10 protein-coding genes and 1 riboswitch are annotated in these 13,405 nt (G+C 40.7%); of the genes, 1 reads left to right on the forward strand and 9 read right to left on the reverse strand.

Annotation, left to right across the window (positions count from 1 at the left end):
- Positions 1–63: 63 nt before the first annotated feature.
- Positions 64–5,004 carry an endo-beta-N-acetylglucosaminidase gene (locus tag AT689_RS00085; RefSeq protein ID WP_000795217.1) on the reverse strand — a complete coding sequence of 1,647 codons (4,941 nt, stop codon included), beginning with the start codon at positions 5,002–5,004 and terminating at the stop codon, positions 64–66.
- A gap of 292 nt (positions 5,005–5,296) precedes the next feature.
- On the opposite strand from AT689_RS00085, the gene AT689_RS00090 reads away from it, so the two are divergent.
- Entirely contained in the window at positions 5,297–6,928 is a 1,632-nt protein-coding gene (locus AT689_RS00090; RefSeq protein ID WP_000026645.1) for a Na/Pi cotransporter family protein, read from the forward strand.
- A gap of 558 nt (positions 6,929–7,486) precedes the next feature.
- Here AT689_RS00090 and AT689_RS00095 read toward each other — a convergent pair.
- The 8 genes from AT689_RS00095 to AT689_RS00130 form a co-directional block, all read right to left on the reverse strand.
- A complete protein-coding gene (locus AT689_RS00095) occupies positions 7,487–9,094 on the reverse strand; it encodes a CTP synthase (RefSeq protein WP_000105242.1) in 1,608 nt (535 codons plus the stop codon).
- A gap of 128 nt (positions 9,095–9,222) precedes the next feature.
- Positions 9,223–9,348, reverse strand: coding sequence for a hypothetical protein (locus AT689_RS13155; RefSeq protein WP_000692891.1), 126 nt, complete (start codon positions 9,346–9,348; stop codon positions 9,223–9,225).
- Positions 9,349–9,483: 135 nt separating this feature from the next.
- Positions 9,484–10,071, reverse strand: coding sequence for a DNA-directed RNA polymerase subunit delta (gene rpoE / locus AT689_RS00105; protein WP_000418402.1), 588 nt, complete (start codon positions 10,069–10,071; stop codon positions 9,484–9,486).
- Between the two features lie 127 nt (positions 10,072–10,198).
- Entirely contained in the window at positions 10,199–10,648 is a 450-nt protein-coding gene (locus AT689_RS00110) for a GNAT family N-acetyltransferase (protein ID WP_000333653.1), read from the reverse strand.
- A gap of 4 nt (positions 10,649–10,652) precedes the next feature.
- A complete protein-coding gene (locus tag AT689_RS00115) occupies positions 10,653–11,042 on the reverse strand; it encodes a chromosome partitioning protein ParB (protein ID WP_000867290.1) in 390 nt (129 codons plus the stop codon).
- Positions 11,043–11,069: 27 nt separating this feature from the next.
- Positions 11,070–11,720, reverse strand: coding sequence for a phosphatase PAP2 family protein (locus AT689_RS00120; RefSeq protein ID WP_000653432.1), 651 nt, complete (start codon positions 11,718–11,720; stop codon positions 11,070–11,072).
- Entirely contained in the window at positions 11,710–12,273 is a 564-nt protein-coding gene (locus tag AT689_RS00125; protein ID WP_000185835.1) for an ECF transporter S component, read from the reverse strand. The genes AT689_RS00120 and AT689_RS00125 overlap by 11 nt, the downstream gene beginning before the upstream one ends.
- A 164-nt stretch (positions 12,274–12,437) precedes the next feature.
- A riboswitch (FMN riboswitch) is annotated at positions 12,438–12,672 on the reverse strand.
- Between the two features lie 53 nt (positions 12,673–12,725).
- Positions 12,726–13,229, reverse strand: a complete 504-nt coding sequence (locus tag AT689_RS00130; RefSeq protein ID WP_000181374.1) for a tRNA (cytidine(34)-2'-O)-methyltransferase — start codon at positions 13,227–13,229, stop codon at positions 12,726–12,728.
- Between the last annotated feature and the right edge of the window lie 176 nt (positions 13,230–13,405).

The raw sequence follows: 13,405 nt of genomic DNA on the forward strand, positions 1-13,405 counted from the left end.
ATTCGAAACTATTATATCACACTTTGGAAATATAAGGAAAGATTTCACAAGATTTTTCGATATTTAATCTTTATCTTCTCTTTTCCGTCTCAAGGTCAAGGCTAAACTAGCAAGACCAAGGCTGGCTAAGCCTGCTATTAGGGCTTCATTAGCATCAGCTGTTCCTGTATTTGGCAATTGTTTGCTTGCTTCTTCTGATTTAACTGCTGTATTTTGAGCTGGTTTTTCCTGTGTAGCTACTACTGCTGGTACTGTTTTTACTTTTGTTCCAATTTCAACAATTTCTGGAATCGCTTCTTGGATGACTTCTGTTGAACGAAGACGACGCTGACCGTTTTCATCAACTTCAAAGACATGTCTTAACAGTCCATCTCGTCCCTGTATGATGACTCGTTGTTCCCCAACTAGCATCTCAGCATTTTCATGCTCTTGACGATGAAAGGCAACCTTTTCCTCTTGAACTTCCAATTTAGGAGCCTTTTGTTGATCAGAAGCCGGTTGATAAGTAGGTTTTGGAAGGACTTTGTTTTGTGGTGCTGGTTTAGCAGGTTGTGGTTTTTCAGCAGATTCATAAACAAAGGCATAATGAGTAAAGTGTGGTGCTGTAAAGATAACATGACTATCCGTTTGTTCAAAAGCCAATTCTACTGCCTCTTTGCCTTCAGGTAAGAAAAATACTTTCTTAACTTTCTTATCTTTTTCAATTGGGATTTTCACAATAGAAGCGTAAGAGAGATCAACATCTTGACCTTTTTCATCCAAACCTTCTATTTCAAAGACATGAGCATCTTCTCCAGCAAAGTATTTCTTCTCTTCAGCACTTGCTTGAACACGCTCTACTTTCAAACCCTTGATGACAGTCTTCTCTTTATTTGAGAAGTGTACTTCAACACCTGTTTTACTATCAGAAAAGACTGCTGGCTTGTCTTCTTTCAATAAAGCAACCAGATCTTTTAGACTCTGTTTCGCTGTTGCAAGCTCTTCTGGACTCAAATCTACTTTTTCAACCAAGACCTTGTTTTTCTCAAGAAGCGGAGCTAGGGCAGAACCTGAAGGATGGTTTGGTTTGGCATCCAAGAGTTCTTGAACCTCACCTGTTAAACGATCAAGCTCTGTCTTTTCTTCCTTAAATTTCTCTTGACCATTCAGAGCTTTATGAGCTTCTGTCAATTTATTAAGTCGGTCATTGACTTGATCTTGGGTGCTAATTTCATGGTCTTTCAACACTTGTTCGGCCGCTTCAATTGCTTTCAAGAAAGCTTCTTTTACTTCTGGTGAAGCAAAGTTATAGACCACCTTGTTCTTAGCAGCTTCAACTTCTGCTAATTTTTGTTTGAGGTACTCATCGTTCAATGCTGCTTTTGGAGATACCAAAACATCAAAGTTGACTTCATGACCTTGGTAACGAAGCGTCAAGGTTTGACGACCAGTCTTTTGAGCATCGTAACCAGAAATTTCAACTCCCTCATCAGTAAAGGAATGTTCTTCCATGGTGTCATTGCTATAAGCCACTGCAAAGCGTCCTTCAGACAAGTCTAAGCTATCACCAACTAGGTAATCTTTTTTCGGTTTCTGACTTACTTCAATTCCCAAAATAGTTTTCGGACTTGCTTCGTCTTGGCCAGTGACAGTCACTGACAAATTAGCATTTACTGGTTGTCCCAAATATTGGAGAGTAAGATTCTGTTCTCCCTTATGATGCGTATCAAAACCTGATACTGATACACCTGCGTGAGTTAGGCGAATGAGTTCGTCCTCAGTTCCTCCTTCATACTGAACTCGAAGAACACCACCTCTAAGGTCCAAATCCTCCCCTTCGGCGTAGCTTGTTTTCTTAGGTCCTGTTTCTAGGCTGACTGACTTGATTCTTCTGTCATCTTTTGGAACGGAAACTGCTAGGACATTACTAATTTCCTTGCCTGGCAACTGGGTACGATAATAAAGAAGACCAGATTGATTTGTCAAATCCAATGGTGCACTTGCTAGGTCTCCTCCAACTTCGCTCTTCAAGGTTGCGAGCGGAGTTTGAGAATTTGGATTATCATAAACGGTAATAGTTGCTCCAGCCTGTACATCTGCAAAGCCAACTTGTACCTTGTTATTGCCTAGAGAACGGGCTGCAGCCTTGGCCATCGGAATATTGACACTCTCAGTATCAAGCTTTTCATACATTTTCCAGTTATAGATACGAATAGCCTTCCATGGAGTTCCATTGTCAGAAGTGACAACATTCAAGCGCCAGTCTTGAGCAGTGATTGGTTTATCAAGAGTGATATCTGTCACGTGTGCTTTGTTGCCACGGACTTCCTTAGCTAGCTTCCACTCACCATCTGCATCTTTATAATAAAGGTCAAAGTCTTTGGTGTTCATCAAGCCATCGTTAACAGACTCACCACCAGCCCCTGCATGATCCATGACCCATCTAACAACGGTACGTGGCTTGGTCAAACGAATATCCACACTACCACTCAACTGAGCTGAAGACCATTTATCTGACAAGCTAGTAATGGTACCGTTCAACATACCTTCAATACCTTCTCCACCTTCAGTCTTAGGGAAAGTACTATCAATAACTGTTGCACCTGGAACGATATTTTCAGCTAGTGGTTTTGGTAGGCTGGTATCTTTTACAGTCATACCCCAATCAAAGGTTGTGGTTGCAGCTTCTGAACGAACTCCATTTTTACCGACTGCTACAACCTTCAGTTCTTGAGTTGTACCCTGAGCACTTGCTGAGCGGCTAACTTTTGGTAGATAAATAGTTGTAGAAGATGAGCCAGTTAGTAATTTCCAGCTGTCTCCATCTTTTTCATAAACTTCATAGAAATCTGCATCCTTGTTGCCTTTAAATTGCACAACTGCTTCCGCTTCTTGGGCATTTTTAAGAGATTGTTTCACTACAGAAAAGCTTGTCGGCGATTGTGGCTCTTGGTGATTGTCCGAGATAGTTAATTGTCCGAGGTTGAACTGATAATCTTTTACAGCACCTTCATGCTCAAAAAATAGTTTGACTGCATAGATGGTTTTACCTGCTAGTGAGCTGAGATCAAATTCTTCATTTGTCCAGTTGTCAGAAAGGGTTAGCTCTTTCCATGCATCTGCATCATCGAATTTGTAGTCTGGAGTTGTAGAGAATGCCATATAAACTTTAGAACCTTTTCCTCCCTTGTGGGCAACACGAAGTTTGGTCTTCTCAGTTACTTCTAACTTAGTAGAATAAAGTCTCACATCCTGATCTGTCTTACCGGCTACATCACCAGAGAATTTAAGGGAATTTCCGCCATTATAGGCATCTGTAAAATCATATTCTGCACGAAGTTTTTCCCCTGTTGAAGTCTGCCACCAGCGCCATGTTGGAAGAACACCTGATACTGAACGATAATTCCACTCAGAATCCTTAGAAACCTTACCATCTACGAACCATTTTTTACCATGACCTGTATTAAAAGAAGTAGTAAAAGTATTACCTACCGCTGGCGTACGGTCCGCAACTAGGTTAGCAATACCATACCAATCTTTGTCACCTGGTTTTTGGCCAGTGGGGTCTCCTTGATAACCTGTAAAGAAGATATCTTCATTTTTATGATAATCTTCACCAGTTTTTCCTAAACTTGTAATGGTATCTGGGGCAAATAAACCAAGAGAAAGGCGCAATTTCCCATTTTCGTCTAAAATGTCATTCCACTTAACCTTTGTCTTGTAGGAACCACCCTGTTGCAATTCCAAACCTGCAAATACATCATAAGGATTACGACCAATCCAGTTGGCAGTTGCAATAGTGTAATCATTTTTAGCCTTATCCCAGTTAAAGTTAGCAAAGAAGTTATCTGCCGGAACCTTATCTCCTTCTGGTTGCATGAATTGGTAGTTGTATTCTCCCAAACCATCTTGATGGTAACGTCCATAGTTATAGGTCATGGCATCATACCAAGAATACTTGATTGGATGGTTTACCTTAGCAGCATATTCCTTGCTATAGAGCATAAACTGGCGCATCTTTTCTCCAAGAGGTTTAACCAAATCTCCAGTTGTTTCTTGGTTGATGAAATAGCCATCATAGCCATAATACTTGGCCATGTCTACCAATTTACGGGCAATTGGGAAGCTACCATCTGCGTCTTGCTTCAAAGCTTCAGCAAATCTTTCTTGATCTGCAATACTATTAGACCAGTTGAAGAAGAGTGTACCGTATACAGGAACCCCGTTACGGTGACCTGCATCAATAACGTCAGGAGTTGGTACGAGACCTTCCCAGAAGACCATTGAATCTAGATATTGCCAATAGTCAAAAGCATAGGCCTTGAACTCTTCTCCACCAACAGAAGCATGGTCTTTTGCTTTAGAATTGGTGTTTGATAAGGCTTGAACTTTTGCTTCCTTGCTAGCTTTTTCATTGACTAAATGACCTGTCCGACGTGAAGCGAGGACAACAGATCCGCGGTTAATAGCATCATCTTCACGAGCACCTGGTTCCCATTTTAACAATTCTTCCCAAGAATTAAATTTGATTTCCTTTGGTTTTAATGTTTTTTCTGTATTTTTAGGGACATCTGGCTGGACTTCTTTTTCAGTCTTATTAGCTTCTGCTGCTGGTTTAGACTCATCCCCTTGGTTAGTTGCTTCGGGCTTTGCTTCTGTTTCCTTGTCAGACTTAGGTTTTGCTTCTGCAGATGGTGTTTCTGCAACCACCTCACCTGCTTTTTCCTCTGGTTTAGCTGCGCTAGCTGCTTCTGCAGTTTCAGATGCTGTCGCTACTCCTTCTGCCTTTTCTAGCTTGTTTTCTCTAGTATGTTCCCCTTCATTCTGCTTATCAGCTTCATTGGTCGAATGCTCACTCTCTCCTGAAACAAGCTCTGTATTAGCTCCGCTATTTTCAGGAACTGCAGTTTCTTCAGCCAAGGCTGGACCAACAAATAAAACAGCACCAATCATCAGCGAGCAGGCTCCTACTGATAACTTACGAATACTGTAACGACAACGTCTTTCAAAAAATGGATTCTTCATTTTCTCCTCCTAAAAGATTGATTTTGTTGTTTTCAAGAAAGCGCTTTATATTCTGTAGTTTTTTATCAAACTCTAGAACCATGATAATCACATTTTTATCCTAAAACATTTTTAGACAAAAAACAATAGCTGTTTTCACAAATCTAAAATAAGGTTAAAAACTCTTAAAAATAATACACTTATCAATTATAATTTTCTTTTACAAACTTGACATTAACACTTGTTAGATTTACTTTTATCCTTTAAAATAAAATAGGAGATATTCCGCGATTATTTTTCGGAGGAAAAAGAAATGTCCATTAATTGGCAGGAAATTTTATTTCACTTTTTAGGTGGTCTGGGGCTATTCTTATATAGTATCAAGACCATGGGAGACGGTTTGCAACAAGCTGCTGGAGATCGCCTTCGTTTTTACATTGACAAATATACTAGTAATCCTTTCTTTGGAGTTCTGGTTGGTATTGGGATGACTGCTCTAATTCAGTCTAGTTCTGGTGTAACAGTTATTACAGTCGGCCTGGTCAGTGCCGGTCTCTTAACCTTACGTCAGGCTATCGGGATTGTCATGGGTGCTAATATTGGGACAACTGTCACATCCTTTCTCATCGGTTTTAAATTAGGTAACTATGCCCTACCTATGCTCTTTATCGGTGCCGTCTGTCTCTTTTTTACAAAAAATCGGACAGTCAATAATATCGGACGCATCCTCTTTGGTGTCGGTGGTATCTTTTTTGCCCTCAATCTCATGAGCGGCGCAATGGCTCCACTCAAGGATTTACAGGTCTTTAAGGACTATATGATTGAGCTAAGTAAGAATCCTGTTTTGGGTGTCTTTGTCGGTACTGGCTTGACCTTGCTAATTCAAGCTTCTTCGGCTACCATTGGGATTTTACAAAACCTCTACGCCGGCAATCTAATTGACCTACAGGGAGCTTTGCCAGTTCTATTTGGTGACAATATCGGGACAACCATTACAGCCATCATTGCCTCTTTAGGGGCTAATATTGCAGCTAAACGGGTAGCAGGAGCTCATGTTGCCTTCAACGTTATCGGAACAGTTGTCTGCGTTATTTTTCTAGTTCCTTTTACTGTCCTGATTCATTGGTTTGAAGCTACGCTAAATCTAGCACCGGAAATGACCATCGCCTTTGCTCACGGAACCTTTAATATTACCAACACCATTGTCCAATTTCCATTTATCGGAGCTCTGGCTTACTTTGTAACCAAGATTATTCCTGGAGAGGACGAGGTTGTCAAATACGAACCCTTATATCTTGATGAACATTTCATCAAACAGGCCCCATCTATCGCTCTAGGAAATGCTAAGAAAGAGCTCTTGCACTTAGGAAACTACGCTGCTAAAGCCTTTGACCTTTCCTATAAGTACATCATTGACTTGGATGAAAAAGTTGCTGAAAAAGGGCATAAAACCGAAGAAGCAATTAACACCATCGATGAGCAATTAACACGTTATCTCATTGCCCTTTCAAGCGAAGCTCTCAGCCAAAAAGAAAGTGAAGTGCTTACCAATATCCTTGATTCCTCCCGTGATTTGGAACGGATTGGAGACCACACGGAGGCTCTACTCAATCTGACTGACTATCTTCAACGGAAAAATGTTGAATTTTCTGATGCCGCCTTGAAAGAATTAGAGGAAGTTTACCGCCAAACTAGTGACTTTATCAAAGATGCTCTGGATAGTGTGGAAAACAATGATATTGAAAAAGCACGCAGTCTTGTAGAACGTCATGAAGCAATCAATAAGATAGAACGTGTTCTCAGAAAAACCCACATCAAACGCCTCAACAAAGGCGAATGTTCAACACAAGCTGGGGTCAACTTTATCGACATCATCTCACACTACACTCGTGTATCAGACCACGCTATGAACCTTGCTGAAAAGGTTTTTGCAGAACAAATCTAAGAACCAAGAAGCTATCCATCATAATTGGATGGCTTTTTACTTTTTCCTAAGCAAGACTAGGCTGAATGAAACTGAAAGAGTATTCTGCAGATATATAGTATATTGAAACTAGAATAGTACACCTCTATTTCTAAAACATTGTTAGAAATCGATTTGACTGTCCTGATCGATTTGTCCTGTTCTTATTTCATTTTACTATAGTGGATTAAATTAAAAAAGTATAATGTATTGAATCTATAACAGTACATCTTGACTGCTAAAATATTTCTATAAATTAATTTGACTTTTCTGATAGAGATGTTCACATCTTATTTCAATTCACTATACAATCCAGTTCCTAAAACTTTGCTAGAAATTGATTTGGCTTTCCGAATTAATTTGTTCAAATTTTATTTCATTTCAATATACTGATAAATCCATTCACTAGCACAGGGCAAGAGGGAGTCGCTATTGATTTCAACGGTAGCAGGTACATACAGAGGACTCCTACCTCAGATATACTGCAATATCATCGTATGCAAAAAACCTCTGAGATTTTTCTCAAAGGTTCTGATTTTGCTAATTGCTGTTCTCAACCGCTGCAGTAACAAAGGCAGTGTAGAGTTCTTCTGGTCGGTTTGGACGGCTTGACAGTTCAGGGTGATACTGACAAGCTACAAAGAATTTATTTTCAGGAATTTCCACGATTTCTACCAAACGATTGTCTGGAGAAACTCCTGAAAAGACAAAACCTGCTGCCTCAAACTGCTCACGGAAGGCATTATTAAACTCATAACGGTGACGGTGACGGCGTTGCACCACTTCTTGATTGTGATAAGCAGCAGCAGCCTTAGAGCCACGTTTCAACTTAGACGGATAAAGTCCCAAACGAAGGGTTCCACCCATATCCTCAATATCAATCTGATCACGCATGATATCAATGATAGGGTATTTTGTTTCTGGTGCAAGCTCTGCAGAATTGGCACCTTCAAGACCTAAAACGTGACGAGCAAACTCGATACATGTCAACTGCATTCCCAAGCAGACTCCCAACATTGGAACATCATTTTCACGCGCATAGCGGATGGCTTGGATTTTCCCTTCTGTACCACGTTGACCAAAACCACCTGGTACGATGATCCCGTCCGCATCAGACAAGAGTTCTGCTACATTCTCTGCTGTCACATCATTGGCATTGACCCAATTGATTTTAACTTCTACATCATTGACATAGCCAGAGTGTTTCAAGGCTTCGACCACTGAGATATAGGCATCTTGCAACTCCACATACTTACCAACAAGGGAAATCTTAACTTGTTTCTTGAGGTTCATGACCTTGTCCACCATGGCTGACCATTCTGTCATATCCGCTGCTGGTGCGTCTAATTTCAAATGATCACAAACAATTTGGTCCATCCCTTGTGCCTGCAAGTTCAGTGGAATTTGGTAAAGGTGTTCAACATCCAACGATTCGATAACGGCTTCTGGTGCCACATCACAGAACTGGGCCAGTTTATTTTTAATTCCTTGACCAGCTGGCTCTTCTGTACGAATAACCAACATATTTGGTTGGATTCCCAAGCCACGCAATTCTTTGACAGAGTGTTGGGTTGGTTTGGTTTTCATTTCACCAGCAGCCTTGAGGTAAGGAAGCAAGGTTGTATGGATATACATGACATTATCCGCACCCACATCTGCCTTCATCTGACGAAGAGCCTCTAGGAATGGCAAGGACTCGATATCTCCTACTGTTCCACCAACCTCTGTGATAATGACATCAGAGTCGGTCGTTAGAGCGGCACGCTTGATTTTTTCTTTCAAAGCATCTGTGATATGAGGAATGACTTGAACAGTTGCCCCAAGGTATTCTCCACGGCGTTCTTTACGAAGAACTTCACTGTAAATTTTCCCAGTTGTCACGTTGGAATATTTGTTGAGATTGATATCGATGAAACGTTCATAGTGACCCAAGTCCAAATCTGTCTCAGCTCCGTCATCTGTCACAAAAACTTCCCCGTGCTGGTAAGGACTCATGGTTCCCGGATCAATATTGATATAAGGGTCAAACTTTTGAATGGTTACTTTGAGACCACGATTTTTCAAGAGACGGCCTAGACTCGCTGCCACAATCCCTTTCCCAATGGACGATACCACACCACCAGTTACAAAAATATATTTCGTAGACATAGATTCCTCTTTCTAAAATGCTCAAGGTCTTGTTAACTACGAGGGGATATAGAAAACAAGACCCTACTAATAAGAATAATCTGGGACGACTGCACCAGATTCACAACTAATACTCTTCGAAAATCTCTTCAAACCGCGTCAACGTCGCCTTGCCGTAGATATGTGTTCCTGACTTTGTCAGTCTTATCTACAACCTCAAAACAGTGTTTTGAGCAGCCTACGGCTAGTTTCCTAGCTTGCTCTTTGATTTTCATTGAGTATAAAATACAAGAAGATAACTTCTTGAAAAAACAAAAATAGCTCCCTAAGAACTAGGGAGCCCCGACCTCTAAAAGAGGTGCCCAAACAATATGATACCTAAAAATAGGATAATTGTCAATAGCTAACTCTTATTCCTCGCTGGTTTCAGCGTCGTCATCTGAAAACTCGTCGTCGTCTTCGTTGAGATCCACATCTTCTCCCAAGTCATCTGGAGCGATTTCGTTGATTTCTGCATCATAAGCTTCCACTTCATTTTTTTCATCATCTGGATTTTCATCATCGTATGAAAGAGCTGGATCTGCTTCGTATGCATCTTCGTCTTCTGGATCATCTGCATTGTAGTCAATGGCATCTGAATCACCATCCATAAAGGCATTGACACGTTTTTTCTTAGCTTTTGGTGCTACTTCATCGTCGTCATTTTCTTCAAGAGCGATGATTTCTTCGTCGATTTCGTCCACACCATACCATGAACGAAGACCCCATTTGTTGTCCCCAAGTGAGATGAAGCTACCGTCAAAGTTCAACTCTGTGTAGAACAAAGGCAAAGCTTCGCGGATATCGCTGTTTGATGTTCCAAGGTAGTTTTGAATTTCGTTTACAAGATCGCTAAAATGCATCTCATGATCGCGACCACGAAGTTCCAAGATAGCACGCGCTACCTCAATCATAGATAGTTCACTTTTTTCTTGCCCAGCAAATACTTCTAATTCCAAAGCGTTTCTCCTCATTTATACTACTATCGCCAGAGCGAACAGACTCTGACCTCATTTTATCATTTACTCTTTATTTTACGATAATTTTGCGGAATAGTCAAAGGTTAAGGGGGAGAAAGTGGCAGGATTAGACTAATTCCAATATAAAACTCCTTCCTTTTTCTGTTGCTCCATTTTCCACAAATCCAAGCGACTTGAAACACCTCCTAGAAGCATGATTGTAGGTGTAGATTTCCTTGACTCTCAATTCTTTCCATCCTTTTACTCGAGCCAATTCAATCAAAGCACTTAGAATCTTTTTTCCAAGTCCTCGATGTTGGTAAGCGGAATTCCCAATCACAATGGGGAGATTATCCTGAGATAGTGTAATATCCCCAATTGGAAACCATTCTCCCTTCTCCTTGACTTCAATCCAAAAAAGCTCACCATGCCGATCCAAATAGGAATACATGGCTTCCAAGGTCGCTTGACTGTAAGGAAGCTTCACCCCATCTACGAGGTAAACCAAGTTCACATCCTGATACCAAGCAAAAGCTTCCTCACAATAATTGACCTTATAATAAGGAACAAAACACAATGCACTACCTTTTCAACAAAAGAGTTGCTGCTTGATTAAAACCATCACACCAGTTATACCATTTTGCTTCATACCCATCTTGAGCTAGGATACGATCTTCTAAATCAAAAACAGAGTAAATCTTTCTTTCCTCGCAAGCTTGCGCATAGAGATGATATAGTTCATCACCACCATCTCTATCCCACTCAGCAGAAATCGTATCCCGACCTGCCAATAAAGCCTGATAAGCCCTGTGATGCCCATCTGTAATCAGCAAACAATCTCCAAAGGCAAGAATACTGATTGGATCGACTTGGATTGTTTCTGCCGACTGGTAAAGCATCTGAATATCTTGCAACTTCTTTTCTGATAAATATAGTTGAGTCGGATGAAGATCTGCTATATTGACTTTCATTTCTTTCTCCTCAAGGGAATTCGATACTCACTTCTGTTTGCCTTTAAATCGCCATTGGAAGCGGAGCTTGTCATAGAAGGGAAACTCGATAAACAGGACTCCCAAGCCCACACAGAGACTGGCAAGGACGTCTGATGGGTAATGAACTCCCAGATAGACTCTTGATACCAGCACACTGACTAGGTAGAGGCCAAGGACGATTTGTACGATTTTTCTCCAGACTGGATCTTTAATCCGCTGACTAAGAATAACAATCAAAGTACCTACCATCAAGGTTACAGCCAGAGAATGCCCACTTGGGAAGGAAAATCCCTTCTCCTCCACCAGATGTAAGATAGCTGGTCGTGGGCGCTGGTAGATATTTTTAAAGGTCACGATTAAAAGACCTGCCAAAGCCAGATTTCCCAGCATGAAGAAACTTTCTATCTTCCATCGCTTACGATAAAAGACAAAAGCTGTAATGACAACCCAAGTGATAATCACTGGGATATCAATCAGACGTGTGAGGGATCGAAAAAGAATAGTCAAATAATCTGGTAAGTCTCCTCGAATGGCAGTCTGAATCGATTGGTCAAAATTGACCAACATTTCAGGGTAAAATTTGACCATATAGCCAAGAATAACGAAAAGTAAAAGGGCAAAACTGCCCTTCATTAAAAATGTTTGTTTATCTTTCATAGTGTTTTAAGGTTGGTTTCAAAAGGACGTACAACAACCAGAATGAAACGGAAAAGATTACACCCTCAATCAAGTTAAAAGGTAATACCATGGTCATTAGGTAGTTGGAAAGTCCCAAAATTTTTCCAATATCAAAGTTAGCAAACTTAGCGTACAAAGGAACAGCATAAACATAGTTGAGAACCAACATGGCCAAGGTTAAACCAACAGTTCCAGCTAGAGAGCCTAGTAGGAAACGAAGGGTTGTCCGTTCCTTTTTCCAAATCAAAGCAAATACGATGACAAAAACTCCCAAAGCTACGATATTCATCGGCAAACCAATGTAAGTATTCACTCCTTGGCTGTTAAGAAGCAATTTCAATAGTGAGCGAAGCAAGAGCACTCCTAGAGCAGCAGGCAAATCCATGACCACCAGACCCACAAGGACTGGCAAGATACTAAATTCGATCTTGAGGAAAGATGCCGCTGGTAAAAGCGGAAAGTCAAAGTACATCAGCACAAATGAGATGGCTGATAAAATTGCAATGGTCGAAAGTCGACGTGTGTTTGTCATAACAGGTTCCTCCAATTTTCTATAAAATCAGAAGAAGTTGGAAAGGATTCCTCTATCTATTCTCACTTTTTATATCCCAAAAGTTCCCTCTTACTCTATTAAAGAAAAACAAAGCAAGTGGTTACAATCCGGCTATAAATCTATCAAAACAGACAAAGCTATTCTTTCGTCTTCTCCCATCCAGACTATACTGTCGGTTGTGGAATCTCACCACATCAGCTTGCGCTCGCGGACTTCTTTAAAGAGAAGGAAATAGAGATTTTTCTTTTAGACTAGGCGACAAGCTGTAGGCATAACTTCTGGTTAGGCAAAGCTTGTCAACAAAGTATAAAAGGAAAAGATCATTTCCTAGTTAAAGTCACCGCCGGTCGGGAATCACACCCTGCCCTGAAGACTCTTTTATCATAACAAAAAACGCTTGCAAGCGCAAGCATTTTGTTCATTTTCATTTTTTATTTCAATTTATCCACTTCATAGGTATGGACGAGCTCAAGACCTGCAAAGTTCTGCTGGCGAAGAGCCTCATAGACAATCATGCAGACGGTATTAGACACATTGAGACTGCGGACATGTTCATCATTCATGGGAATACGGAGAGCCTTCTCAGGATGTTCTCGCATAAAATCTTCAGGTAAGCCCTTGTCTTCACGTCCAAAGAGAAAATAATGGTCCTCGTCAGTCGATAAATCCACCTCAGAATAGACTTTTTCCGCGAATTTCGAAATCAGATAGAGTTTTCCCTTCATCTGAGATATGAAATCTTCCAAACTCTCGTAAAAATAAATCTCTAGCTTATCCCAGTAATCCAATCCAGCCCGCTTCATCTTGCGGTCATCAATAGGAAAGCCCATAGGCTTGATGATGTGGAGGGGAGAATTGGTCGCAGCGCAAGTACGCGCGATATTGCCCGTATTTTGTGGAATTTGAGGTTCAAATAATACAATGTGATTTGTCATGACTTGCTTCCTTTCACCATTGCAAAAAAATAGCCACACTGCCCGGAGTCAAGCTCAGCAAACAGCGTGGTTAAGGCATCGTTAACTTACCTCACAACAGGTTTGAAGTAAATCAGCGAAACTACTTTCTTAGTATAACACTTTCAGAATCATTGTCAATAGAAATGACTTGATTT

The organism is Streptococcus pneumoniae (genome assembly GCF_001457635.1).
Taxonomy (GTDB): Bacteria; Bacillota; Bacilli; order Lactobacillales; family Streptococcaceae; genus Streptococcus; species Streptococcus pneumoniae.

Excerpts from the sequence above, each read along its gene's own strand:
- AT689_RS00095 (WP_000105242.1), bottom strand. The coding sequence starts at position 9,094 with ATGTCTACGAAATATATTTTTGTAACTGGTGGTGTGGTATCGTCCATT.
- AT689_RS00130 (WP_000181374.1), bottom strand. The coding sequence starts at position 13,229 with ATGACAAATCACATTGTATTATTTGAACCTCAAATTCCACAAAATACG.
- AT689_RS00085 (WP_000795217.1), bottom strand. The coding sequence starts at position 5,004 with ATGAAGAATCCATTTTTTGAAAGACGTTGTCGTTACAGTATTCGTAAG.
- AT689_RS00125 (WP_000185835.1), bottom strand. The coding sequence starts at position 12,273 with ATGACAAACACACGTCGACTTTCGACCATTGCAATTTTATCAGCCATC.
- AT689_RS00120 (WP_000653432.1), bottom strand. The coding sequence starts at position 11,720 with ATGAAAGATAAACAAACATTTTTAATGAAGGGCAGTTTTGCCCTTTTA.
- AT689_RS00090 (WP_000026645.1), top strand. The coding sequence starts at position 5,297 with ATGTCCATTAATTGGCAGGAAATTTTATTTCACTTTTTAGGTGGTCTG.
- AT689_RS13155 (WP_000692891.1), bottom strand. The coding sequence starts at position 9,348 with ATGAAAATCAAAGAGCAAGCTAGGAAACTAGCCGTAGGCTGCTCAAAA.
- AT689_RS00115 (WP_000867290.1), bottom strand. The coding sequence starts at position 11,042 with ATGAAAGTCAATATAGCAGATCTTCATCCGACTCAACTATATTTATCA.